The sequence below is a fragment of the Pseudomonas sp. NFR16 genome, assembly GCF_900108875.1.
GTDB lineage: Bacteria > Pseudomonadota > Gammaproteobacteria > Pseudomonadales > Pseudomonadaceae > Aquipseudomonas.
The window spans coordinates 128,890-152,441 of record NZ_FNYJ01000006.1 but is presented as its reverse complement, the minus strand read 5'-3'; the positions used below and the strand labels follow the sequence as shown (position 1 = coordinate 152,441).

The following is a 23,552-nucleotide window of genomic DNA, read 5'->3' as shown; positions in this document are numbered from 1 at the left end:
AAGGCGCTCCGTTCAAAGCGGGTGGCGCGCGGCACGCATGACCGCACGAAGGATTTCGATGTGGGTGCCGCAACGACACAGATTGGCCGACAGCTCATTGCGAATCTGCGCCTCGGTCGGGTGGGGATTGCGGTCGAGCAAGGCCTTGGCGGTCATGATCATGCCGTTCATGCAATAGCCGCATTGCGCGGCCTGCTCATCGATGAACGCCTGCTGCACCGGGTGCGGGCACTCGCGAGAGCCGATGCCCTCCAACGTGGTGATTTCCCGGCCTTCGGCCCCCGCCAGCGGGAAGACGCAGGCGCGCGCCGCCACGCCATCGACAATCACCGTGCAGGCACCGCATTCGCCCAGACCACAGCCATATTTGGGGCCATTGAGTTGCAGGTCGTTACGCAGGATCAATAACAGCGGCGTGTCAGGCATCGCCGTGACAGACGCAATCTGACCGTTGACCTTGAGTGTCACGGTCTTCTCAGCCGCCAGGAGCTGCTCGCTCATATGGCCTTCCCCATTCGTTACCCGCCTTCCCTGGCATTTGATGAAGTGTTCACTTCATGAAAAGGGAGCAGGAAGCGTGCCAGCGCGAAATGAAAGGCGCGAAATGATCGGAGGGCGATGCAGACGAGCTTGTGCGAGCCGCTTAATCGCGAACGGGCCGGCCCTGTCGGTGCATCGTCAGGGGATGCTCTTCATGCCCCGCGAACGCGCTCGCTCACTCAGGTTTACAGATGCCCAAAAGAGCGGGTTACTCCTCCGGCTCGTCGATCAGCTTGCGCAGCAGGTACAACACCGCCACACGTTCGGCCGGGTTAAGTCTGCTCAGGGTCAGCTCGGTGATCTGCGCGGCGCGGGGCACGGTCTCCTGCACCAGTTGCAGGCCACTGTCGGTCAGGCTGCAGATCACTTTGCGCCGGTCTTGCGGATCAGGATCGAGGCTGATCAGGTCCCGCGCCTTCAGCCGGTCGACGATGCCGCGAATGGTCGCCTGATCGACTGCCGTCGCCTTGACCAGCTCCGTCTGGGAGCTGGGTCCGTGATCGCGCAGCGCGCACAGGGTCACGAATTGCACGGCGGTGAGCTGCGAATCACCGACATTTTGCTGGAAGATCGCCAGATGCCGCTGATACGCCTTGCGCAGCAAGTGGCCGACCTGCTCGGAAAAGGTGTAGGACTGATTGTTTTTGGATGATTGGTCGGTAGACACGGAGGGGCTCGTTTGGCGGATCCGGGGAGATGGCGGCTACATTAACGGTTGCGCCGGGCTAAAGGGAGCCCTCAGGTCAACCCAAGTCAAAACGCTGGGAGGGAGCCAACTGTTTTCACCTCCTTGTCGATCAACGGCGTGATACTCGACGCCTTCCCGGCTAAAGCCGGTCCTACGAAAAACTTGCAGCGTCCGTAGGACCGGCTTCACAGGATTCAGATCCTGGTATGAAGGAGAAACGTCTCAGGCCTTCGAGGCCTCGGGCGCCACCACGTCACCGCCCAGCACCACCGCCAGGTCATCCAGATATATGTCGCAATGGCGCAGCGGAATGTCCAGATGGCACGGCGTTTTACGCTTACCGCCCACTTCGGTATTCGGCCCGGTGGAGAACAGGAAATTGCCATAGAACGCCCTGGCGTCCATGCACATGCCGTCGTTCTTGTCATGCAGGCCCATGGCCGTCCACTGCGCGCGAGGCTGCAATCCCCAGCCGATGTGGGAAATGCCGTACACCTCGGGATCGTTGAAATACTTCATGTAGTCACGCAGGTATTCGGCCTCGAAACCGCCATGAATACCGGTGATGAAGCCCTTTTCGATCTCCAGCGTGATCTGCTCGCGGGAGTAGGTTTTGAAGGGCAGAACGATGTCGCCGACATCGATGACCAGCGTGCCCTCGGCGGTCTCCTCGTTCGGCCAGGAGAACAGAAAACCACTGGGCCAATGATCCCAGCGCCCCGGCTCGTCGGCAAAACCGTACTCGGTGACGGACGGATACTGCCCCAGTTGCGCGCGGAAATCGCTGCCCGCCCGTGACTTGACGTGGATCGAACGCGCCGCTTTCAACACCTGTTCTGCCGCCAGCACGCGCTCTTTGTCCGCGACGGTCGGCAGCATGCGCGCCAGCACTTCCGGGGGTTCGACAGCCAGCAGAATGCGAGTGCCGGTCTTGAGGATCTGCTCCTGCTCGGGCGAATGCAGCAACATCATGGTGTCGACCACCAGATCGGCTGCTTCAAGCGCGCGTTGTGCCGCCAGATTGCCGGTCAGCGCGGTGTCGCCGCAATACGCCGTCATGTCGTTGCCCATGGCTTTAGGATGATTGAACGAGGGCAGCTCAACCGCATAAACCTTGGCGCCCAGGCGCTGCGCGGCGTCCATGGCGGCGCGCACGGTGCGCGGGTCTGAATAGTGGCTCTTGAGGACGGCGACACTCTGGGTCGGGTCCACCTTCGACAGTTTCAGCACATGCTCGAACATCTGGGTCAATTCGCAATCGCTAACCGGCATCTCTGATCTCCTGGTGGTTCGGGCTGATCTATCTGCGTGACGCCAAGTGCACCATTGAAAGGCATCACGCTTCACTCTAGTGCATTTTTTAAAGCGTGTACGCTAATTAAAAGTGATAAGACATCAATTGAAGGCAGGCTGCAATAGCTGCGCCAATTCGTTACCTATGCACACATACGTTGAATTCAGCGGGTTACGAAGGGTGACATGCCTATTTGCGACGTCGCTGAGTCTTTTTTGAAATACCTGTTCACATTTGAAAAATTCAGCGTATACACTTAAAAAACGCAGCATGACGACGCGCCATCGTCGCCATGTACTCACCAGAGATTCACGAAACACGAAGGAAGCGCGCCATGCCAACTACGCAAAAAATCGCCATCGTCGGAGCCGGTCTGGGTGGGGCTGCTGCAGCCACGCTGTTGCAGAAAGCGGGTTTTCAAGTCGACGTCTACGAGCAGGCTGCTGAGTTCTCGCGCATTGGCGCGGGCATTCACATGGGGCCGAACATCATGAAGATCTTCCGCCGCATGGGCATCGAGCAGCAGCTGAGTGACATGGGCTCGCACCCGGACTTCTGGTTCAGCCGCGACGGTGCCACCGGCGATTACCTGTCGCGCATCGCGCTGGGCGAGTTCTCGCTGAAGGAATACGGCGCGGCGTACATCACCGTTCACCGCGGCGATCTGCATGCATTGCAGATGTCGACCCTGGCACCGGGCAGCGTGCATTTCAGCAAATGCCTCACCGCCCTCGAAGAGCGCGATCACGGCGTGCGCCTGAACTTCGCCGACGGCACCTTCGCGGACGCCGACATCGTCATCGGCGCCGACGGCATCAATTCCAAGATCCGGGAAGTGTTGCTGGGCCAGGAAAAACCGCTGTACAGCGGCTGGGTCGCCCACCGCGCGCTGATCCGCAGCGACGTGCTGACCAAGTACAACCTGAATTTCGAAAACTGCGTGAAATGGTGGAGCGAAGACCGTCACATGATGGTTTACCACACCACCGGCAAGCGCGATGAGTACTACTACGTGACCGGCGTGCCCCATGCCGAATGGGATTTCCAGGGCAACTGGGTCGACAGCAGCCAAGAAGAAATGTACGAAGCGTTTGCCGGCTATCACCCCACCGTGCAGGCGCTGATCGAATCCACCGAAAGCGTGACCAAATGGCCGTTGCTCAACCGCAACCCGCTGCCGCTGTGGAGTCGTGGCCGCCTGGTGTTGCTGGGCGATGCCTGCCACCCGATGAAGCCGCACATGGCTCAGGGCGCAGGCATGGCCATCGAAGACGCCGCCATGCTGACGCGCTGCCTGCAGGAAACCGGCCTGAGCGACTACCGCACCGCGTTCGGCCTTTATGAAGCCAACCGCAAGGAGCGCGCCTCGCGCGTGCAAGCGGTGTCCAACGCCAACACCTGGCTGCGCACGCAGGAAGATCCAGCCTGGGTCTACGGTTATGACCTGTACGCACAGGACCTGAAATCGGGGGTGGCAGCGTGAGCACGTTCATCCACGGCGGCAACGTCCAGGCCAACGGCATCCGCCAGCACTATCTGCGCTACGGCGGCGAGCAGCACGCAGGCAAACCGGCGCTTGTCCTGATTCCCGGCATCACCAGTCCGGCGATTACCTGGGGCTTCGTGGCCGAGCATCTGGGCAAGTCGTTCGACACTTACGTGCTCGACGCCCGAGGCCGAGGGCTGTCTTCGACCGGCCCGGACCTGGATTACAGCGTCGACACCTGTGCCGACGACATCAGTGCGTTCGCCCAGGCCATGGGCCTGGCAAGCTACCACCTGGTCGGGCACTCCATGGGCGCGCGCTTTGCCGTGCGTGTCTCGGTCCGCAACCCGCAGGGCCTGAAAAGCCTGGTGCTGATCGACCCGCCGGTGTCAGGGCCGGGCCGTCGCGAATACCCCTCGAAATTGCCGTGGTACGTCGATTCGATCCGACAGGCCCAGAACGGCATGAGCGCCGACGACATGCGCGCGTTCTGCCCGACCTGGACCGAGGATCAGTTGCAACTGCGCGCCGAGTGGCTGCACACCTGCTACGAGCCCGCGATCGTGCGCGCTTTCAACGACTTCCATGACGTCGATTTTCATCAGGACCTGCCGCACGTGCCGGTCCCTGCCCTGCTGATCGTCGCCACTCGCGGCGGTGTGATTCAGGCCGAGGACGAGGCTGAAATCCAGCAACGGCTGCCCGGCATACGGATCACTCGGGTCGAAGACGCCGGGCACATGATTCCGTGGGACAACCTGCCGGGTTTCCTTGCCGCGTTTGGGGATTTTCTGGGCAGCCCGTTGGCGTGAGGCCATCTCGACCGCAGGAGCGCGGCTTGCCCCGCTCCTACCAGGGATCAGCCTTGGCATTTGAGAGGAGAACAGAATGAGCAACCAACAAAGCGCAGACGCCAACTATCAGGGTGTGTGGGGCAACCGCATCGGTTTCGGGCAAAAGCCCGCGTTGCTGATGATCGACTTCATGCAGGGCTACACCCAGCCGGGCGCGCCGCTGTTCGCACCGGGCGTGGTCAGTGCCGTGGCGCAAAGCGTGGAGCTGCTGGCCTGTGCGCGGCAGCACGGCATCCCCGTGGTGCACACCAATATTCGCTATCACCCTGCGCATTTCGCCGATGGCGGCATGTGGGTGAAAAAAGCCCCGGTCATGAAGGACATGGTCGAGGGCAACCCACTGGCCGCATTCTGCGACGAAGTGCTGCCGCTCCCGGAAGAAGTGGTGATCAGCAAGCAATACGCCAGTTCGTTCTTTGGCACCTCTTTGGCATCGATGCTGCACACACAAGGCATCGACACCGTGGTGCTGGCCGGATGCTCCACCAGCGGCTGTATTCGGGCGACGGCAGTGGATGCAGTGCAACACGGGTTCCGGACCATCGTGGTGCGCGAATGCGTCGGCGACCGCCACCCTGATCCCCATGAAGCGAATCTGTTCGATATCGACAGTAAATACGGCGACGTGGTGAGCAAGCAGGAAGCTGTCGAACACTTCAGGAAATAACGTGAAACCCGTAGGAGCGCACTTGCCCGCGATGGGAACCTGTCTGTGACATTGATGACGCATGACACACCACAATCGCGGGCAAGCGCGCTCCTACACAATCGACGCAATACGCAAACCCGGCAGAAAAGGATATTCCGCCGTCAGAACCACGCCAGAGAGCGCTGGTCGCGCAGGTTAAACGCGCACTTACTGGACACTGTTTTGCCATGGATCGGCGACGGGACGCCCAGTCTTCTGACACTGCCTTTGGAAGTCGCCCTCCGGTGCTTGCCAAAGTACTGGAAGTGCGGCAAACAAAAATCACAACAGGCCGTTTGAGATCGCTGCAAATACAGGCACCATCAGCCGCTGTCGCGCTCAACGGTCATAGAACCGCCAGGAGACACCCATGCCCTCTGCGAACATAGAAACTCCCGCGACCGTTGTCGCGGACCCGATCAAAGCGCTGTACCACAAGATCACCTGGAAGCTCATCCCGTTCCTGTGTTTCTGCTACCTGGCCGCGTACCTGGACCGCATCAACATCGGCTTTGCCAAACTGCAGATGCTCGATCAGCTGCACTTCAGCGAAACCGCCTTCGGCCTGGGCGCCGGGCTGTTTTTCGTGGGTTATATCCTGTTCGAAGTCCCCAGCAACCTGGTGCTGGAAAAGGTCGGTGCGAAAATCTGGATCGCGCGCATCATGATCACCTGGGGCCTGCTGTCGGCCTGCACGCTGTTCGTCAGCACGCCGATGCAGTTCTACATTTTGCGGTTCTTCCTCGGCGCGGCCGAAGCGGGCTTTCTGCCGGGCGTGCTGTTCTACCTGACCACCTGGTTTCCCACCTACCGGCGCGGACGCATCATCGCGCTGTTCATGATCGGCCTGCCGTTGTCCAGCGTCATTGGCGGTCCGTTGTCCGGCTGGATCATGGGCCATTTCGATCAGGCCGCAGGTTTGCGCGGCTGGCAATGGCTGTTCCTCATCGAAGGCGTGCCCAGCGTATTGCTCGGCGTGCTGACGTTCTGGGCCCTGCCCAACGCACCGAAAGACGCCAAGTGGCTGAACGCTTCCGAACAGACCCTGCTGGAAGGCGAGCTGCGCCTGGACGACGCCGAAGGCAAGGACAGCAAGCACAGTTTCCGCGACGGTTTCTTCAACCTGAAAGTCTGGATGCTCGGCGGTATCGACTTCTCGATCCTGCTCAGTGCCTACGCCATGGGCTTCTGGATGCCGACCTTCATCAAGAACGCCGGGGTCACCGACACCTTTCACATCGGCGTGCTGACCGCGCTGCCGAGTGTCGCGGCACTGATCGGCATGCTGATGATCGGCGCCAGTTCGGACCGTCGCCGTGAGCGTCGCTGGCACATCATCGTGCCGTTCTGGATCGGCGCGGTGGCGATGGCGGCGAGCCCGTTCTTCACCCACAACGTGGTCGCGACCGTTGCCCTGTTCGCCATCGCCTCAGCGGCGATCATCGGTGCAGTACCGGTGTTCTTCAGCCTGCCGGCGACCTTCCTCAAGGGTCGAGCAGCCGCCACCGGCTTCGCGCTGGCCTGTTCACTGGCCAACATCGCCGGGCTGGTCAGCAACTCAATGATGGGTATCGCCATCGACGTCACCGGCAGCAGCGCGGGCGCCTTGTGGTTCTTCGCCGGTTGCCTGCTGCTCAGCAGCCTGCTGGTCGTGGCGCTGCCGGCGAAGCTGGTGAACCGATAAACAGCGACAAACCCTGTAGGAGCGTGGCTTGTCCCGCGATCGGCGACGCAGTCGTCGTGAATCCGTTAGATGCGGTGTATCAGGTGAAACGAGCCGCCTGACGTTACGACTGCTGCGCAGCCGATCGTCCGGATGCGGCCCAGACACAAGCCACGCTCCTACAGTGCGAATCACGTTCGTCCAATAACAACGGTGGAATCCGAGCATGCATGCGTTTTTGAAAAGTTGTGCCCTGGCTGTCAGCCTCGGGCTGTCAGCGACCTCCGTCCATGCGGCGGAAAAGGTCATCTTCGACACCGATTTCAACGTGCTCAACGATGATGGCCAGGCGTTCATCATGCTGGCGCAACTGCACGCGCAAAAACGCATCGACCTGCTGGGCATGACGCTGGTCAGCGGCAATGCCTGGGTCGATCAGGAACAGGTCGATGCGCTCAAGGCGGTCGAACGCATGGGCGTCGAGAAGGAGATCGGCGTGTATTCCGGCGCGGCCTACCCGCTGCTGCACGACTACGCCACCAACGAGCAGGAAAAGGCGCTGTTTGGCGCAGGCTGGCCGGGCGCGTTCAAGCACCCGCGTCCAACCTCGGCTTCTGAACTGACCGCGCCGCCGGATGGCCTGGCGACGCACACCCGGCTGCGTGACGAGACTGCCGTGCAGTTCATCGTCGACAGCGTCAGGAAAAACCCTCACCAGGTGACCATCCTCGCGGTCGGTCCGCTGACCAACATCGCCCTGGCGATACGCAGCGCGCCGGACATCGTGCCGTTGATCAAACGCATCGTGTACATGGGCGGCGCCATCGAGATCCCCGGCAACACGACGCCCGCGGCCGAGTTCAACTGGTGGTTCGATCCGGAGGCCGCGAAGATCGTCCTGCGCTCGCCCATCGAGCATGTCATCTTTCCCAACGACGTCTGCGAGAAAGTCCTGTTCGACGCCTCGGTCTATCAGCGCATCGTTGCCCACCCGGGCACCATCCCGCAGTTGTACAAAACCGTGCTCGGGCCCGACTTCGCCAAGGACCCGAATTATCACAGCTTCACATGGGACAGTTTGCCCGCGCTGTACCTGGTGCACCCGGAACTGGTCAGTGAATCGAAGGATCTGTGGATCGATGTCGACACCCACTTCGGCCCCGACTACGGCCGCTCCATGGGCTACAAAAAAGGCGCGCCGGTCGGTACGCAGAAGGCCAAAGTGGTGTTCGCGGTGGATCAGCCGAGATTCTGGGATGAATACGTGAAACTGGTGACCCTGCCCGCGCCGGTCAAACGCTGAGGTACCGCTCGTCTTGAGTCACCCGTAGGAGCTGTCGGAGGTTACGACGGTGGCGAATGCGATCAGCGACATCGAGGTCGACCGACACTCACCTTCGCGAGCAAGCTCTACAAGAATCTCCGGGCATTCCCGAGCTCTCTGACTCGACACAAACCCTGTAGGAGCGAGCTTGCTCGCGAAGGCTGATTTCCAGCCACTGCATAGCCGGCGGATGTACCGGCCTCTTCCCGGCTGAAGCCGGTCCTACAGGCGCCGCAACCTATCCGTAGGACCGGCTTTAGGCGGGAAGGCGTCGGCTGTTACGCCGTTGATCGAGGGGCTGTTAAAGACAGTTGGCTCACTCCTACAGGTAGCGGCTGCCAATCCAGACAGCGCATCAACCCACCAGCGCAATCAACTGCTGGCGCTGCGCATCGGTCAGTAACGGACCCATCGCCGCGCCGGCGTTTTCCTTCATGTACTTCGGATTGCCCGTCCCCGGAATCGCGCAAGTGACGGCCGGGTGGGCGATCAGAAACTTCAGCGCCAGCTGAGCCCAACTGCTGGCCTGGACTTCCGCCGCCCAACCCGGCAGCGGTTTGTCGCGCAAACGCCCCAGCAGCCCGCCGCCGCCAAACGGGCGATTGCAGATCACCGCCACGCCGCGCTCCCGGCACAGCGGCAGCAGCCGCCCCTCCACTGCACGGTCATCCAGCGCGTAGTTGATCTGCAGAAAATCGAACGCTTCGGCTTTCAGCGCCGCTTCCACCTCGGCATACGCCGATGATGTGTAATGGGTGATACCGATGTAACGAATGCGTCCCTGCTGCTTCCACTCACGCAGGACCGGAAGATGGGTCTTCCAGTCCAGCAGGTTGTGGATCTGCATCAGGTCGATGCGGTCAGTCTGCAACAGCCGGAACGAATCCTCCATCTGCGCGATGCCGGCGTCGCGCCCTCGCGTCCAGACCTTGGTCGCGAGAAACGCCGGTGAACGCGGCTGATGAATCGACAGCAGCTCTCCGGTCGTCTGCTCGGCGCGGCCATACATGGGCGAGCTGTCGAGCACGGTGCCACCCGCCAGAAACAACTGGTCAACCACCGCCGGCAGCAGTTTGTACGCCTCACTGCCCGGCTCGACATCGAAGCCGCGATAGGTGCCAAGACCGATCATCGGCAGCGCTTCGCCGCTGGAAGGAATGTTTCGTGTGAGCATTTTCGCGTCTCCTTGGGTGGCGGACTGCCCCGTGGGGCCGGTGTTTTGCGGCGTCTGGGCCGCCAGCACGTGACGGTCGAAGGCCAGCGCCGCCGACACGCCGGCAGCCAGCGTGAGCAATTGTCTTCGGGTGAACAGGCTGGAACGGGTCATGGCAGTGTCCTCTCCTCGGCGTCGCGCCGCTTGTCTTCCTGTCGTGCCGCCAGCCATGCCGACAGCCAGGCCCAGAGGCCGGCGAACGGCACGATCAGCACCGCCAGCAGCCCGAAACCTGCGCCCAGGGCTGCAAGGCCCACCGACAACCAGCCACTGGCCGCGTCGCCGCCACGGTAGATCAGCGTTTCGACGACGTTTTTGGCCTTGTATTTCTCTTCACGGCTGACCACGGTCCACAAGACTTCCCGCCCCGGGCGCACGATGGCGAATTCCACCGCACGTCGCAGGCCTTGAGCCAGCGCGACACTGATCGGGACCGGCGCCACAGCCATGGCGGCAAACGCCAGCAATGTCGCGATCGGCATGGCGGCCAGCGCGCCGCCGATCCCGACCAGGCGAATCAGCGGCGCCGTAAGCAGCAACTGAAACACCAGCGTCAGCACCGACACGGTCAGGTCCACGTACGCGAAAAACTGCGTACGCGTCGCCACGTCGACGTAGCGGTCGGCGACGATCCGACCCTGTTCGAAATACAACAAGGTCGCCGCGCTGGTGTGCAACAGCATGAACAGCACCATACCCAGCAAGTACCGTGACCGGATAATCATCGTCACGCCGGCCAGCACACCGCCGCCCATTCGGCGGTTTTCCTCGCCGAGTCGTTGATAACCGCTCTGTGCCGTCGATGCAGTCGGCCGGGTCTTGTCGAGCAGGCGGCGGTAACAGCGCACGGCGATTTCCAGCAACACGGCGGCTGCCAGCGTCAGTGCCAGTGGTCCGAGACGAGCCGCCAGTGTGGCGGCCAGCAGAGGGCCGATGAATGCCCCCAGCGTGCCGCCTGCGGCGATGCAGCCGAACAGCCTGCGCCCTTGCGCGTTGGAGAAGCGGTCGACCAGTACGCTCCAGAACACCGTGACGATGAACAGGTTGTAGACGCTGATCCAGACAAAAAACACTCGGCCGACCCACACGGTCGCCCAGTGCTGTGCGATCAGCACGCCAAAGATCACCATCGACAGCGCCACCAGCCGGTACACCAGCGGCACGAACCGGGTGGCCGGCAGCCTGGCGACCGCAGCGCCATACGCCGGCACGGCCACAAGCATCACGATGAAGGTCGCGCTGAACAGCCATTGCAGCTGATCCGCCCCGCCTTCCAGCCCCAGCGCGTCGCGCAACGGGCGCACCAGGTAATAACTGGCGAGCACACAAAAGTGGAAGGCAAACCCCAGCAACAGCGCCGGCCGTTCGTGGGGCAGGACCTGAAGTCCTTTGAGCGTTGGCAGACGGATCATGTCGCACAGCGTCTGGAGCAGGCCATTGCGGGTCTCCGGCAGAGGATGGATCACGCAGTCTTTGATCGACCGCCGGAGCCAGCGCTCGGTTCAACGGCCATTTCGTCCGGCGGGCGAAGATCTCGGGAACGCTCTCCCGCGGCGTACGTCACACGTTAAGCACTGACCAGGAGCCAATGACATGAAGACAGTGATTACGTTGCAAGAACTCGCCGAGGCCGACCTGCGGCCCTACAAGGAAGTCTGGCTGGCTTCGCCGGTCGCGTTGACCGAAGGCGGCCATGCCGAAGATGAGTTGTGCCTCTGGCGTGCGAGCCAGGCGGTCACCCACGACATGCTCAGCGAGGGCACCCACGATCAGAACGTCGCGGGTGTCTGGCTGGGGGTAGACGATATCGATGATCCCCACCAGGTGCGCATCATCGAGGACAGCCTGCGTCTGAGGCTTCAGGATCTGAACCTTGACGGTGAGTTCTACCCGGCCGAGACAGGTGACAGCCACGCGACGGGCGGACTCACGCACTGACCAAGGGTTAATCGCGGACGGTCGTTCTGGCTGCGGTGCTTGATCAGTTAACCCGGAAAACCGGCTCCCGCTCTCGCGGGAGCCATCATCGTCACGACGCGTGCTTTTATTTCTTCAGCGCGTCGTACGCCTCCAGCGCATGCATCGAGTAAATGTACGCAGCGCCGGCGTTCAGTGAAATGGCCGTGGCCAGTGCAGCAGCGACTTCTTCACGCGTCGCGCCTGCGGCAATGGCCGCTTCCGAATGAGCGCCGATACAGCCGTCGCAGCGAGTGGTGATGGCCACCGCGATGGAAATCAATTCGCGGGTCTTGGCGTCGAGCACGTTGTTCTCGGCGGCGGCGTCGCCAAGGGCCATGTAGGCCTTGACCATTTTGGGATTGGATTTGGACAACGATCCAAACGACTTCTTGATGGTGGCAACCAGATCGGGCCAATTGCTGAACATGATGGTATCTCCTGTGGGCGGCGACTAGACTGCGCCGGGAACACAAACAGTGTCCGCCAAGGGCGTATGCGTAACTTGCTCGTTTGGCTCATTTCTTTGTCCGAAAGTCGCATATGAACGCCATTGACACGCTCATCACTCTAGCCGACGTGCGCGGCAGCCTAGACCTTCGTTGCCAGTTTCAGGGCGACTGGGCGCTTGATCATAATCAGGAAGCCGACGGCATCGCGCCGTATCACATCGTGCTCGCCGGGCAATGCCGGGTCGAACTGCCCGATGGGCGCCGAATCACGCTGGTCGCAGGCGATATCCTCGTGCTGCCGGCAGGCACCCGGCACCTTCTACTCAGTACCGACGAGCGCGTGACGCCGTCCCGACCGCAACGGGTCGATGGCGGGTTGCTGCCGGTGCAGCGCTTTGGCAATGGCGCGGACCTGGACCTGCTTTGCGGGCGCTTCGTCCACCAGCGCCAGTCCCTGCTTTTCTCATCGCTGCCCGATCACCTGGTGATATCAAGTCAGGCGCTCAACCCGTCCGATCCTCTGCCGGCGTTGGTCGCCTTGCTGCGCAGCGAGGCCGATGCCAATCAGGCGGGTGCGCGTTTCATGGTCAACGCCTTGACCTCGGCCTTGTTTACCCTGGTCCTGCGCGCACACCTGGAACAATCACCACAACGCGAAGGCAGCCTGGCGCTGCTGGGCGACAAACGCCTCGGCCGCGCCTGGCAAGCGATGCTCGAAGACCCTGCCCACGACTGGACCGTCGAAGCGCTGGCCGAACTGGCAAGCATGTCGCGGGCAACGTTCATGCGCGCATTCGGCAAACTCAGCGGAAGCTCACCCTGGACGTTGCTGACACACGTCCGCATGCAGATGGCCTACGGCTTGTTGAGCCGCTCACAAAGCGGCCTGAGCGACATCGCCGCTCAAGTCGGCTACCAATCCCAGGCGGCGTTCAGCAAAGTGTTCAAAGACACCTTCGGCATGGCACCCGGGCAACTGCGCCGAAGCCTGAACGGCAATGCACCTGAACTCCCGGGCTCCGCTCAGGCATCGACCATCTGAAGCATCCGGCGTCGGTGGGAGGTTGCGTACTGATGAATGCGGTGGGCCAGCCATGAAGATGTCAGCTGCCACTCAGCTTTCGTCAGCAAGCTGATTCCCACAGGGGATGTGGGGTGCCGATCCGCTCTGCAGCCCCACGGAATCCGTAGGAGCGCGCTTGCTCTGGGCAGAACAAAAAATCGGTGGGAGTCACCAGCTCCCAGAGGGCTGTCGGCCTGGCCCTCGCTCAGGGTGCTTTGACGCCCAGGCGTTTCCACATCGGTTTGGTGATGCGCTGGGTGTTCTTGTAGCCGGCCCACGGATCGGCCTTGAGCTTGCGCAAGCGTTTGAGCACGTTGCTGATGTTCCACTGGGCCGAGGATTTAACGCTGGCCAGTTCGTCGCGGGCGATGGGCACCGAGACCGGCAATCCCGGTCTTGCCCTGACCGAGTAGGCGGCGACGGTGCTGGCGCCGCGGGTATTGCGCAGGTAGTCGATGAAGATCTTGCCCACCCGATTCTTGGGCCCGGAGGTGGCGGTGAACCGCTCCGGCAACTGCGCCGAGATAAACTGCGCTAGCGCCTTGGCGAACGCCTTCACGGCATCCCAGTCCGCCTTGCGCGCCAGCGGCACGATGACGTGCATGCCTTTGCCGCCGCTGGTCTTGATGTAGGCATCGAGTCCCAGTTCATCGAGCACCGCCAGGGTCATCTGCGTGGCTTCGATCATGCTGCGCCACGGCAGCGCCTCGTCGGGGTCCAGGTCGAGCACGAAATGGTCGGGCAGCTCGATCTGATCGTACGTCGAGCCCCATGTGTGCAGTTCGATCGTGCCCATCTGCGCCGCGCCGACAAGCGCCTGAACACTGTCGATTTCCATCAGCCGCGCGTGGCCGGGATCGAGCTTGGGGTCCAGCTGTTTGATATTCGGGATCGCCAGACGCTCCGAATGCTTCTGAAAAAACTGCTCGCCTTCCACCCCTTCCGGACAGCGCAGCAGCGCCACGGGACGATGGTCCAGGTGGGGCAGAATCCAGTCGCCGATGGATTCGTAATAATGCGCCAGATCGATCTTGTGCAGGCCGCTCTGCCTGTCGATCACCCGCTCGGGATGACTGATCAGCACACCGGCGACGTCAATTTTGTCCTTGTCCTGAGCGCCGCGCTTGCTGGACGCAGGCTTTTTCTCGCGGGCAGGGCTGTCTTGCGCAGGTTCCGCCTTGGCTTTGGACGCTTTGGGCTTGAAGGGCGCCTTGATGTCTTTGGGCGTCCTGGGGTACTCGTGAACGACTTCACTGGCCGGTTTGTCGCTGCGCAGCGCAATGAAGGCCGAATGGCGGATGATGCCTTCACGTGTCCACTCACCGAATTCGACCTCGCCCACCAATGTCGGCTCGATCCAGTGCACGCCGCGGGCCTGGGCGCTGGTGAGTTTCTTCGATAACGGCGAAGCGTCCTGCTCAAGCGGCTTCATCTGCTCGAACAGGTCGCCCAGCATTTTCTGGTTGAACCCGGTGCCGACGCGCCCGGCGTACACCAGGCCTGCGCCCTCCTCGTTCACCGCCAGCAGCAACGCGCCGAATCCGCTGCGCGTGCCTTGAGGCTTGGTAAACCCGACGATGACGAATTCCTGGCGCAGTTTGCACTTGAGCTTGATCCAGTCCGGGCTGCGTCGGGATTGGTAAACGCTCCCGGCGCGCTTGCCGATCACCCCTTCCAGCGATAAAGAGCAGGCGCTTTCGACGATGTCGCGGTGGCTGGCAGAAAAGGCGTCGGAAAAGCGCAGCAGGCGGTTCTTCTGCTTGCCCAGCAGCTTTTTCAGCGCGGCGCGGCGGTCTTCCACGGGCTTTTCACGCAGGTCTTCGCCATTGAGAAACGGCACGTCGAACAGGTAATAAACAATGTCTTTGCTGCGGCCGATCTCGAAGGCGTTCTGCAGCGCCTGGAAATCCGGCAAGCCGGCGTCGTTGAGTACCACCGCCTCGCCGTCCAGCCAGCTGTCGCCCAGGTTCATCTCGCTGACAGCCTTGGCCTGCAGGGGCAGACGCTCGGTCCGGTCATGTCCGTTGCGCGTGATCATCCGCACCTCGCCATCAATGATCCGGGTCATGATGCGGTAGCCGTCAAACTTGATTTCGTACAGCCAGTCGCCCTCCGGCGGGGTGTCCACCAGGGTGGCCAGTTGCGGCGCGAGTTTGTCGGGCAGGCGCTTGTTTCCCGCCGCAGCTTTTCGAGCGGGCTTTTTTGCAGCTGCAGCTTGCGGCTCCGGCGAGGAAGCGGCGGTCTTGCGCGTGCGGCTGTTTTTCTTCGCGGGCGCCCGGCCCCCGCCTACAGTCGTGCCGCTGACGACGCTCTCAGGCTTGTCGACAACGATGTCGTATTCGTCACCGGACCGGACCGCCTCGTCCTTTTCCTTGATGAGCAGCCATTGCTCCTTGTCACCGCTGCCGCGCAAGTGGGTGCGCACCAACGCCCAGTCGCCGGTGAGTTTCTCACCGATCAGCGTGAACTTGAGCTTGCCCTCCTTGTAGGTTTCACGCGGATCGCCATGGGGCTGCCAGATGCCGCGATCCCAGACGATGACGTCCCCGGCGCCGTACTGCCCCTCAGGAATGCTGCCCTCGAAACTGCCATAACCGAGCGGATGATCTTCGACATGCACCGCCAGGCGCTTGTTCTTCGGGTCCAGGCTCGGCCCCTTGGGCACCGCCCAGCTTTTCAGGGTGCCGTCCAGTTCCAGTCGAAAGTCGTAATGCAGATTGCGCGCATCGTGCTTGTGAATGACGAACGTCAGCGCCTTGCCTTTGCTGCTGCGAGCCTTGCCACCGGTTTCGGCAGGTTCGGATGTGATGTCGAAGTTGCGCTTGCGGGTGTATTCACTCACAGGTTTTGCCATGATCGATCAGACCTCTGCGCTTATACCTATGCACCCGACGCCGTGGGTCACGACGCCTTGGTGGTTTTTTTCCTGGCAGGGGCGCGCCGTTTGGCCGGTGGTGCTTCATCAGCGGCTGCGGTTTTGCTCTTGCTGGCAGGCTTGTCTTTCACTGGAGCCTTGGCCGAACCGCCACGGCTGCCCAGGCTGCGTTTGAGCAATTCGGTGAGATCGATGACATCCGCGGATTTACGCTCGGTCTCGCCAGCATCGGTTTCCACATCCTCGATCTTGCCTTCCCGGGCCTTGGTCTCGACCAGCGCCATGATCTGGTCCTGAAACGTGTCTCGGTACTCCTCGGCGTCAGGTTTCCATTCAGTGCTCATGTCCTTGACCAGACGCTTGGCCATATCCAGCTCACTCTTGCTGAGTTTGACGTCGGTGGCTTCCTTGGGCAGTTCGAGGCTGTCCAGGCCGCGCACTTCGGACGGCCAGCGCAGCAACACCAGCACGATGGCCGACTCCAGCGGCATCACCGCGGCCAGATGCTGACTTGTGCGAATGACCACGTGAGCCAGTGCGACCTTGCCGGTGTCCACCAACGTCTGCCGTAGAAGAGCGTAGACCTTCTCGCCGCGCTTGTCGGGCGCCAGGAAATACGGCGTGTCGATATGCTGAAGGGGGATCTGCTTGCTGTCGACGAAACCGAAGATGTCGATGGTCTGCGTCGACTTCGGGTGCGCGGCGCGGATTTCGTCCTCGCTGATCACCACGTAGCGACCTTTCTCGTACTGCACGCCCTTGACGATGTTTTCCTTGTTGATTTCCTTGCCGGTAACCTTGTTGATCCGCTTGTAACCGACAGGGTCCATGCTGCGCTTGTCCAGCCAGTCGAAATCGACGCCCTGCTGCGACGTTGCCGAAACCAGCGCCACAGGAATATGCACTAGCCCAAAACTGATCGCGCCCTTCCAGATTGCCCGAGCCATTGCCTTCATTCCCAAGGAGTGTGTGTAGGAATGACCGGGGCGCGCAGTGAAAAGTTTCGGCGACACGACCGATGTGCCGGGGCCCGGGTAAAAACCAGTCGTTTTCATGCATGACTCTTATCGAGCCGACGGCCCTTCTTAACGCAACGAAAAAGCGTTAGCCTTCGCGCACGCCTTCAGGCTCCTTTTTCAGCAACCCGCGCGGCAATCCAGTCGCCAGAGTGCAACCTCAACCGAGTACGTGCATGACTTCCCTGCCCGCCGCCGACCATGGCACGACGATGACCAAGGGCCTGGCAACGCTGTTTGCGTTCTGCTGTGGCGCGATCGTTGCCAACCTGTATTACGCCCAACCGATCATCGGCCTGATCGCGCCTGACATCGGTCTGTCCAGCACGCTGGCGAGCTTCATCGTGTCGCTGACCCAGATCGGCTACGCCATCGGCCTGTTTTTTCTGGTGCCGCTGGGCGATCTGCTGGAAAACCGGCGGCTGATGATCACCACCACCGGGGTGGCCATTCTCAGTCTGCTGGGTGCAGCGTTGGCCCAGACGCCCAATCTGTTCCTGCTGGCGTCGCTGCTGGTGGGCTTCAGCTCGGTGGCGGTGCAGATTCTGATTCCGCTGGCCGCGCATCTGGCGCCGGAAGAAACCCGCGGGCGGGTAGTCGGCAGCATCATGGGCGGTCTGCTGCTCGGCATTCTGCTGGCCAGACCTGCGGCCAGCGTGATCGCCGACCATTTCGGCTGGCGCGCCGTGTTCGGCACTGCCGCGCTGGTGATGCTGCTGATCAGCGGTGTGCTGGCGACCACCATTCCCCGGCATCAACCGGCCCACAGCGCCAGTTATGGCCAGTTGCTGAAATCGCTGTGGACGCTGCTCAGCGAGCAGCCGGTGCTGCGTCGGCGGGCGTTTTATCAGGCGTGCATGTTCGCGACCTTCAGCCTGTTCTGGACGGCCGCGCCGCTGGAGCTGGCGCGCAATCACGGCCTGTCGCAGAGCCAGATCGCCCTCTTCGCACTGGTGGGTGCCATCGGCGCCATTGCCGCCCCGTTCGCCGGACGCCTGGCCGACGCAGGTCATACGCGCATCGCCAGCCTGTGCGCCATGCTGTTTGCCGCGCTGAGTTTTCTGCCCAGCCTCGTGGAATCGCCCTACGCTGTGATAGCCACGGCGCTGACAGGCGTTGTTCTCGATTTTTGCGTGCAGATGAACATGGTCCTCGGCCAGCGCTCAATCTACGCCTTGGACGCCAAAAGCCGCAGCCGCCTCAATGCGCTGTACATGACCAGCATTTTCATTGGCGGCGCCATCGGTTCGGTGATCGCCAGCGCCCTGTATGACCACGGCGGCTGGCGCTGGATCGTCATCGCCGGCAGCGTGTTTCCGCTGCTTGCGTTGCTGGCTTTTCTGAAGCATTCCATGTCTCAGTCGCCATCCTCCCGAGCGCCCCGATAGTTCACTGGCGTTGGCCCGGGCGTCCATTCATTCAGTCTTCACGGAGCAATTCTCATGTCTTCCCGCACCTTTCTCATCACCGGCGCCAGCAAAGGCATAGGCCGTGCGCTGTCGGAACATCTGGCGGCCGCGGGGCACACCGTGGTGGGCATCGCGCGCAACGCCGACGACCCGACGTTTCCCGGCGTCCTCAAAGAGCTGGATCTGAGCGACAAGGACCAGACTCGATGCGGGCTGACTGAACTGGCTCAGCATTACCGCTTCGACGGCCTGGTGAACAACGTGGGGCTGGTCCGCCCACAGGCGCTTGGACAAATCGAGCTGGACGATTTCGACGCGGTGATGAGCGTCAACCTGCACTCGGCGTTGCTGGCCACCCAGGCGCTGCTGCCCAACATGCGCGAGCAAGGCTGGGGCCGGATCGTCAACATTTCCAGCCTGACCGTTCTCGGCATCGCGCAACGCACGGCGTATGCCGCCGCCAAGGCCGCGCTGATCAGCTTCACGCGTTCCTGGGCGCTGGAACTGGCGCAGACCGGCATCACCGTCAACGCCATTGCCCCCGGCCCGACCGAGACCGAGCTGTTCCGGCAGAACAATCCGGTCGGCAGCGAAGGCGAAAAACGCTACCTGGCAGGCGTGCCCATGGGCCGCTTCGGCCAACCGGAAGAAATCGCTTCGGCGATCGCGTTTCTGCTGTCCGAACAGAGTGGTTTCATCACCGGGCAGACGTTGTTCGTCGACGGCGGCGCTTCGGTGGGCAAGGCAGGGTTCTGAGATCCGCACCCTGCGATTGATTCAGCCCCGTCGGGAGCGGATGCATTCACGCATGCATCCGCGCCCGACGGCGGGCAGCCCGCGAATCAACGAATCGCTGCAAACCCTCTCTGCAGGTCCTCGATCAGCGCGCTGACGTCCTCAAGACCGATGTGCAGGCGCAGCAACGGATTGAGCGCCTTGTCTGCAGCGTTTTCGCGATCACGTACGTTGGCGGCGATGATCAGGCTTTCGAAGCCGCCCCACGATGCGCCGAGGCCGAACAGGTGCAGGGCGTCGATGAACCGCTCCAGATGCCTGGGGTCGTTGTCGGCCAGCTCGAAGGTCAACAGGCCGTTGCTGCCAGTGAAATCACGCTGCCACAACGCGTGGCCGGGATGCTCGGGCAACGCGGGATGAAACACGCGCCGGACCTGCGGATGCTGTTGCAACCAGCGTGCGACCTCCAAGGCCTGACGCTGATGGACGTCCAGCCGCGTTGCCAGGGTGCGGGCGCCGCGCAGCACCAGCCAGGCATCGTCCGGACTGACGGTGCTGCCGAACGTGTCCGTCATGACGGCCAGGGGCTGCCACACGGCCTGAGTCGTACAGACGCTGCCCATGACCACATCGCTATGCCCGGCCAGGTATTTGGTCAGGGCCATGATCGAGATATCGGCGCCCAGCGCCAGTGGCCGGTACTGATAGCCGGATCCGTAAGTGTTGTCGACCGCCAGCAGGATGCCTCGGGATTTGCACAGCGCCGCCATCGCCGGCAGGTCGGCCAGCTCGTAGAGCAGCGACCCCGGCACCTCGGCGTAGACCATGCGTGTATTGGCCTGCAGCCGTTCCTGCAGGCCGCTGCCGTCAGCCGGAAAATAGCTGTATTGAATGCCGAAGGGCTTGAGAAATTCTTCGGCGACCTGACGCACCGGCGAATACACCGCATCGGTGATCAACACGTGATCGCCGGGACGCAGGTACGCCAGAAACGTCTGCGCAACGGCCGCCAGCCCCGTGCCGAACAGCCGCGTGCGATAGCCGCCTTCCAGCTCGGTGACCAGATCTTCCAGGGCGAATGCCGTGGGATTGCCGCGTGCGCCATAGCTCAACACGCGTTCGGTATCACGACGTTTCCGCGCGTCGCGCATGTCGCCCAGGCTGTCGAACAGCACGGTGCTCATGCGCGAGACAGGCGGATTGACCCCGCGCACGCCGCTGCCCTTCTGGCCACGAGCGGCATGCACCAGGCGCGTGCGGACGCGGTCGTGCCCTGGGCTGGCCAGCGGCTTGAGACTGGCGATTTCCTGCGCGGTCATTTGTCCGAGCAGGCCGATTTCCCACGCCAGGTACTGACGCGCAGCGTCCTTGTTGCCTGAGTGCCGGTCGTGGGTGAAGAACAGGAAATCGATGCAGCGCTCGTCGGGCGGCGTGCTCGCGTCCTCGCTGAGGGGCAGCCCGGCGGCCTGCCAGGCTGCGAAATCCAGCCAGCGCAGCTGACGGCGTTGCGCCTCGGGCAGCTCCAGCGCAGCGATTGCTGCCACATCGGGATGCTCGGCGACCAGCACGACCGGTCGGGTTTCGTCGACCAGATCATCGGCCAGGCGCGGGCGAATGGACCAGCGCGCGCCCTCGATGCGGGCTTTGCGAAACGCCATGCTCGCACGCAGGTCGATCAGCGCAACGGCGTTGTCCCGCAGCGCATCCGTCAACTGCGCGGGGCTCAACGATGGCAACGGATCGGCGACCGTCTGATGCGCCTGCGGCAGGGACAGTTCGCTGCGCAGGCCGTCCTCCAGCACGTACGCGTCGTGGCCCAACTGGCGCAGCCAGCTGGCGACGATCGGCGCGCGGACGCCATCGTTGTCGATCAACACCAGACGCGCCTGACGCACGCCGACATACAGGTCGGTGGATTGAATCAGTTGCCCGCCTGGCGTGTGCTGCGCGCCGGGCAGGCTGCCCAGCGCGAATTCCTCCGGCGTACGGACGTCGCACAAAAACAGGCTGCGACTGGCGTCTTGCGACCAGGCCGTGACCTGCGCGGCGTTCACACTCGCCACTCCCGCGCGCCGGGCCAGACGCTGTGCGGCCTCACGCTCATGGCTCAGGGATGCGGCCGCAGACACTTCGGGATAGCGCCGGCTGCTGCCATGTTCGAGCGGCAGGTCAGCGAGGTACCAGCCTTGCGTACCGTTTTCCAGCGCATAGACCGGGTTCTTCACCCCCAGATCGATCAGCGTCTGCGCGCCGATGATGCTGCGGGTTCGGCCGGCGCAATTGACCACGATGGGCGTGGTGTCGTCCGGCACCAGATCGGCCAGGCGATACCCCAGCTCGCCATTGGGGCAGCACACGGAGCCCGGAATGGTCATCTTGCGGTATTCCTCGAAGGGACGACCATCGAGCAGCACCAGCGCTTCGCCTCGGGCCTGCCGCGCAGCCAGCTCGGTGGCGCTGATGTGCGGCGTGTGGCTGACCTCTTCAACCCGCTCGCCGAACGCCTTGGACGGTACGTGAACCCCGGCGAACAGTTGCAGCCCCGCGGCCTGCCAGCCTTCGGCGCCGCCCTCGAGGATATGCACGCGGGAGTACCCCAGGGCGTGCAGGCGCCGGGCAGCGGCAATGGAGACGTCGCCGCCGGTCTGGTCATAGATCACCAGACGCACTGCGGGATTGGGCGCGAGGCGACGCACTTCCAGTTCCAGACGGCTGTAGGGCAGGTTAACCCCGTGGAACAGATGGGCTTCGCCGTACTGACCGTGTTCGCGCACGTCGAACAGCGCGATCTCCTGCCCATCGAACAGCCAGGCTTGCAGGTCTTGCGGGGTGACTTTTTGGCTCATGGAATTCTCGTGAATCAACGTAAACAATCGAACGGCGTTACGCAGGCGCTCATCAATGATGGACGGGTCATTGCGGGCTTCACTGCAGCACCAGCGACCTCTCGCCCGCCGCCACTTCCCTGCCCTTCCGGTACGCGCGCTGCACCGCGGGACGGGCCTTGATGCGCTCGCGCCAGGCGTCGATAGCGGGGTAATCTTCCAGGTCCTGCCCCTGACGCAAGGGCTGGATCCACGGGAAGATCGCCATGTCGGCGATGGAGTACTCACCGGCGACGTAATCCGCCGCTTGCAGCCGCTTTTCCAGCACGCCGTACAGCCGCGAAGCCTCGGCACCCAGCAGGTCAAGGGCGAAGGGAATCGGTTCAGGCGCCTTCTCTTTGAACACCTGCAACTGGCTCAGATAAGGCGTGACATGCCCGACCTGCCAGAACAGCCATTCCTGCACGCGCTGGCGCTCGACGCTGCCTTCAGGCGGCAGAAAACGACCCGCCTTGCTCGCCAGATAATTGAGAATAGCTCCGGATTCGAACAGGCTCAGCGGCTGCAGACCTGCGCCGGGCGCATGGTCGACGATGGCCGGAATGCGTCCGTTGGCGCTGATCGCCTGGAACCAAGTCTGCTTCTGTTCGCCGGTGCGAATGTTGATCGGCAAGACCCGATAGTCCTGCCCCAGCTCTTCGAGCAGGATGGCGACCTTCAGGCCGTTGCCGGTTGGCCAGAAATACAGGTCGATCATGCGTAAGCCTTGATCGATGGGGCCATCTGCGAGGCGTTGTAGTTGAGGACCTTGCCTTCGGTGTTGACGCCGTAACGCCCGTTCAGGGATTCCAGCGGACGGCCGTAGAGGTGGAAATGCAGGGTCGGGGTGTCACCATCGACCTTGATGCCGTGCAGATCCTCGCCCAGGAAACTGATTGAGGTGCCCGGTTGCACCACCACTTCTTTTTCCAGCTCCAGCCTGGCGAAGGTCGGGTCACTGCCGTCGTCGGTCCGGGCCCAGACGTAGTTGATCTCCTGCCCCTGCACCGCCACGATCACTGCCCAGGTTTCATGGTTGTGCGGCAGCGTGCTTTTGCCCGGCAGCAGCGAGTTCATGTACAGCGTCGGGGTCTCGCCGTCGTCGTTCAGGCGATAGCGGAACGCAGTGTCTCCTTCACCGGGAACCGGCGCCGGAAACGTGTCGAAGTTGAACAGGTCGCGGCGCTCGGCCAGGCCTTCCAGCAGGCCGACGATCTCTTTCAGCGCATCGCGGTCCACGCCGCGTTGGTGAATGACGCGGATTTTCTGAAGGAAGTCTTCGATCACGGGGCTACGGGTTTCGATGCTCATCAGGTGCTCCTTTTATGAGTCTCACTAAGTGAAATGCGTACCGCTTTGTGTAGGAGCGCGCTTGCCCGCGATGGGGGATACCTGTCGCCGACCGTGTCGGATGGTTTGTCGCCATCGCGGG

20 protein-coding genes are annotated in these 23,552 nt (G+C 62.4%); 9 read left to right on the top strand and 11 right to left on the bottom strand.

Annotation, left to right across the window (positions count from 1 at the left end):
* Window positions 1–12 precede the first annotated feature (12 nt).
* The 3 genes from BMZ10_RS21845 to BMZ10_RS21835 form a co-directional block, all read right to left on the bottom strand.
* Window positions 13–501 (bottom strand): (2Fe-2S)-binding protein, encoded by a 489-nt coding sequence (locus BMZ10_RS21845; RefSeq protein WP_093467058.1) that lies wholly within the window; start codon window positions 499–501, stop codon window positions 13–15.
* A 247-nt stretch (window positions 502–748) separates the two neighbouring features.
* Complete coding sequence (locus BMZ10_RS21840; RefSeq protein ID WP_093467055.1) at window positions 749–1,207, bottom strand: MarR family winged helix-turn-helix transcriptional regulator; 459 nt, start codon at window positions 1,205–1,207, stop codon at window positions 749–751.
* 243 nt (window positions 1,208–1,450) lie between these two features.
* Complete coding sequence (locus BMZ10_RS21835) at window positions 1,451–2,500, bottom strand: 2,5-dihydroxypyridine 5,6-dioxygenase (protein WP_093467052.1); 1,050 nt, start codon at window positions 2,498–2,500, stop codon at window positions 1,451–1,453.
* 356 nt (window positions 2,501–2,856) lie between these two features.
* Between BMZ10_RS21835 and BMZ10_RS21830 the strand changes: the two genes are divergently transcribed.
* The 5 genes from BMZ10_RS21830 (at window position 2,857) to BMZ10_RS21810 (ending at window position 8,516) form a co-directional block, all read left to right on the top strand.
* Window positions 2,857–4,005 carry an FAD-dependent monooxygenase gene (locus tag BMZ10_RS21830; RefSeq protein ID WP_093467048.1) on the top strand — a complete coding sequence of 383 codons (1,149 nt, stop codon included), beginning with the start codon at window positions 2,857–2,859 and terminating at the stop codon, window positions 4,003–4,005.
* Entirely contained in the window at window positions 4,002–4,820 is an 819-nt protein-coding gene (locus BMZ10_RS21825) for an alpha/beta fold hydrolase (RefSeq protein WP_093467046.1), read from the top strand. The genes BMZ10_RS21830 and BMZ10_RS21825 overlap by 4 nt, the downstream gene beginning before the upstream one ends.
* A gap of 76 nt (window positions 4,821–4,896) precedes the next feature.
* Window positions 4,897–5,529 (top strand): N-carbamoylsarcosine amidohydrolase, encoded by a 633-nt coding sequence (locus BMZ10_RS21820; protein ID WP_093467043.1) that lies wholly within the window; start codon window positions 4,897–4,899, stop codon window positions 5,527–5,529.
* Window positions 5,530–5,920: 391 nt separating this feature from the next.
* A complete protein-coding gene (locus BMZ10_RS21815) occupies window positions 5,921–7,234 on the top strand; it encodes an MFS transporter (RefSeq protein ID WP_093467040.1) in 1,314 nt (437 codons plus the stop codon).
* Window positions 7,235–7,439: 205 nt separating this feature from the next.
* Complete coding sequence (locus BMZ10_RS21810) at window positions 7,440–8,516, top strand: nucleoside hydrolase (RefSeq protein ID WP_093467037.1); 1,077 nt, start codon at window positions 7,440–7,442, stop codon at window positions 8,514–8,516.
* 376 nt (window positions 8,517–8,892) lie between these two features.
* Here BMZ10_RS21810 and BMZ10_RS21805 read toward each other — a convergent pair whose 3' ends face one another.
* Both BMZ10_RS21805 and BMZ10_RS21800 read right to left on the bottom strand, forming a co-directional pair.
* Entirely contained in the window at window positions 8,893–9,864 is a 972-nt protein-coding gene (locus BMZ10_RS21805; RefSeq protein WP_093467034.1) for an aldo/keto reductase, read from the bottom strand.
* The gene (locus BMZ10_RS21800) at window positions 9,861–11,162 is read right to left on the bottom strand and encodes an NTP/NDP exchange transporter (RefSeq protein WP_093467885.1); all 1,302 of its coding nucleotides are present in this window, start codon (window positions 11,160–11,162) and stop codon (window positions 9,861–9,863) included. Before BMZ10_RS21800 ends, BMZ10_RS21805 begins: the two co-directional genes overlap by 4 nt.
* A gap of 181 nt (window positions 11,163–11,343) precedes the next feature.
* Between BMZ10_RS21800 and BMZ10_RS21795 the strand changes: the two genes are divergently transcribed.
* The gene (locus tag BMZ10_RS21795) at window positions 11,344–11,688 is read left to right on the top strand and encodes a hypothetical protein (RefSeq protein ID WP_093467031.1); all 345 of its coding nucleotides are present in this window, start codon (window positions 11,344–11,346) and stop codon (window positions 11,686–11,688) included.
* 106 nt (window positions 11,689–11,794) lie between these two features.
* On the opposite strand, the gene BMZ10_RS21790 is transcribed toward BMZ10_RS21795, so the two are convergent.
* Window positions 11,795–12,136, bottom strand: a complete 342-nt coding sequence (locus tag BMZ10_RS21790) for a carboxymuconolactone decarboxylase family protein (protein ID WP_093467028.1) — start codon at window positions 12,134–12,136, stop codon at window positions 11,795–11,797.
* A 113-nt stretch (window positions 12,137–12,249) separates the two neighbouring features.
* Between BMZ10_RS21790 and BMZ10_RS21785 the strand changes: the two genes are divergently transcribed.
* Window positions 12,250–13,200, top strand: a complete 951-nt coding sequence (locus BMZ10_RS21785; RefSeq protein ID WP_093467025.1) for an AraC family transcriptional regulator — start codon at window positions 12,250–12,252, stop codon at window positions 13,198–13,200.
* Between the two features lie 226 nt (window positions 13,201–13,426).
* Here BMZ10_RS21785 and ligD read toward each other — a convergent pair whose 3' ends face one another.
* Together ligD and BMZ10_RS21775 are read right to left on the bottom strand one after the other, a co-directional pair.
* A complete protein-coding gene (gene ligD / locus BMZ10_RS21780; RefSeq protein WP_093467022.1) occupies window positions 13,427–16,075 on the bottom strand; it encodes a DNA ligase D in 2,649 nt (882 codons plus the stop codon).
* 47 nt (window positions 16,076–16,122) lie between these two features.
* Window positions 16,123–17,043, bottom strand: a complete 921-nt coding sequence (locus BMZ10_RS21775; protein WP_093467020.1) for a non-homologous end joining protein Ku — start codon at window positions 17,041–17,043, stop codon at window positions 16,123–16,125.
* A gap of 245 nt (window positions 17,044–17,288) precedes the next feature.
* Between BMZ10_RS21775 and BMZ10_RS21770 the strand changes: the two genes are divergently transcribed.
* Window positions 17,289–18,500 carry an MFS transporter gene (locus BMZ10_RS21770; RefSeq protein WP_093467016.1) on the top strand — a complete coding sequence of 404 codons (1,212 nt, stop codon included), beginning with the start codon at window positions 17,289–17,291 and terminating at the stop codon, window positions 18,498–18,500.
* Between the two features lie 54 nt (window positions 18,501–18,554).
* The gene (locus BMZ10_RS21765; protein WP_093467013.1) at window positions 18,555–19,277 is read left to right on the top strand and encodes an SDR family oxidoreductase; all 723 of its coding nucleotides are present in this window, start codon (window positions 18,555–18,557) and stop codon (window positions 19,275–19,277) included.
* 86 nt (window positions 19,278–19,363) lie between these two features.
* Here BMZ10_RS21765 and metC read toward each other — a convergent pair whose 3' ends face one another.
* From metC to BMZ10_RS21750, 3 genes are all read right to left on the bottom strand, one after another.
* Window positions 19,364–22,102 carry a cystathionine beta-lyase gene (gene metC, locus BMZ10_RS21760; RefSeq protein WP_093467010.1) on the bottom strand — a complete coding sequence of 913 codons (2,739 nt, stop codon included), beginning with the start codon at window positions 22,100–22,102 and terminating at the stop codon, window positions 19,364–19,366.
* Window positions 22,103–22,181: 79 nt separating this feature from the next.
* On the bottom strand, window positions 22,182–22,838 hold the full coding sequence (locus BMZ10_RS21755; RefSeq protein WP_093467007.1) for a glutathione S-transferase N-terminal domain-containing protein: 657 nt from the start codon (window positions 22,836–22,838) through the stop codon (window positions 22,182–22,184).
* Window positions 22,835–23,431: a cysteine dioxygenase family protein gene (locus tag BMZ10_RS21750; RefSeq protein WP_093467004.1), complete on the bottom strand. Its 597-nt coding sequence runs from the start codon at window positions 23,429–23,431 to the stop codon at window positions 22,835–22,837. Before BMZ10_RS21750 ends, BMZ10_RS21755 begins: the two co-directional genes overlap by 4 nt.
* Window positions 23,432–23,552 lie beyond the last annotated feature (121 nt).

What these genes read in the sequence shown, in the direction of transcription:
- BMZ10_RS21845 (WP_093467058.1), bottom strand. Translation starts at nt 501, where the DNA reads ATGAGCGAGCAGCTCCTGGCGGCTGAGAAGACCGTGACACTCAAGGTC.
- BMZ10_RS21835 (WP_093467052.1), bottom strand. Translation starts at nt 2,500, where the DNA reads ATGCCGGTTAGCGATTGCGAATTGACCCAGATGTTCGAGCATGTGCTG.
- BMZ10_RS21830 (WP_093467048.1), top strand. Translation starts at nt 2,857, where the DNA reads ATGCCAACTACGCAAAAAATCGCCATCGTCGGAGCCGGTCTGGGTGGG.
- BMZ10_RS21820 (WP_093467043.1), top strand. Translation starts at nt 4,897, where the DNA reads ATGAGCAACCAACAAAGCGCAGACGCCAACTATCAGGGTGTGTGGGGC.
- BMZ10_RS21815 (WP_093467040.1), top strand. Translation starts at nt 5,921, where the DNA reads ATGCCCTCTGCGAACATAGAAACTCCCGCGACCGTTGTCGCGGACCCG.
- BMZ10_RS21810 (WP_093467037.1), top strand. Translation starts at nt 7,440, where the DNA reads ATGCATGCGTTTTTGAAAAGTTGTGCCCTGGCTGTCAGCCTCGGGCTG.
- BMZ10_RS21805 (WP_093467034.1), bottom strand. Translation starts at nt 9,864, where the DNA reads ATGACCCGTTCCAGCCTGTTCACCCGAAGACAATTGCTCACGCTGGCT.
- BMZ10_RS21800 (WP_093467885.1), bottom strand. Translation starts at nt 11,162, where the DNA reads ATGATCCGTCTGCCAACGCTCAAAGGACTTCAGGTCCTGCCCCACGAA.
- BMZ10_RS21795 (WP_093467031.1), top strand. Translation starts at nt 11,344, where the DNA reads ATGAAGACAGTGATTACGTTGCAAGAACTCGCCGAGGCCGACCTGCGG.
- BMZ10_RS21790 (WP_093467028.1), bottom strand. Translation starts at nt 12,136, where the DNA reads ATGTTCAGCAATTGGCCCGATCTGGTTGCCACCATCAAGAAGTCGTTT.
- BMZ10_RS21785 (WP_093467025.1), top strand. Translation starts at nt 12,250, where the DNA reads ATGAACGCCATTGACACGCTCATCACTCTAGCCGACGTGCGCGGCAGC.
- ligD (WP_093467022.1), bottom strand. Translation starts at nt 16,075, where the DNA reads ATGGCAAAACCTGTGAGTGAATACACCCGCAAGCGCAACTTCGACATC.
- BMZ10_RS21775 (WP_093467020.1), bottom strand. Translation starts at nt 17,043, where the DNA reads ATGGCTCGGGCAATCTGGAAGGGCGCGATCAGTTTTGGGCTAGTGCAT.
- BMZ10_RS21770 (WP_093467016.1), top strand. Translation starts at nt 17,289, where the DNA reads ATGACTTCCCTGCCCGCCGCCGACCATGGCACGACGATGACCAAGGGC.
- BMZ10_RS21765 (WP_093467013.1), top strand. Translation starts at nt 18,555, where the DNA reads ATGTCTTCCCGCACCTTTCTCATCACCGGCGCCAGCAAAGGCATAGGC.
- metC (WP_093467010.1), bottom strand. Translation starts at nt 22,102, where the DNA reads ATGAGCCAAAAAGTCACCCCGCAAGACCTGCAAGCCTGGCTGTTCGAT.
- BMZ10_RS21755 (WP_093467007.1), bottom strand. Translation starts at nt 22,838, where the DNA reads ATGATCGACCTGTATTTCTGGCCAACCGGCAACGGCCTGAAGGTCGCC.
- BMZ10_RS21750 (WP_093467004.1), bottom strand. Translation starts at nt 23,431, where the DNA reads ATGAGCATCGAAACCCGTAGCCCCGTGATCGAAGACTTCCTTCAGAAA.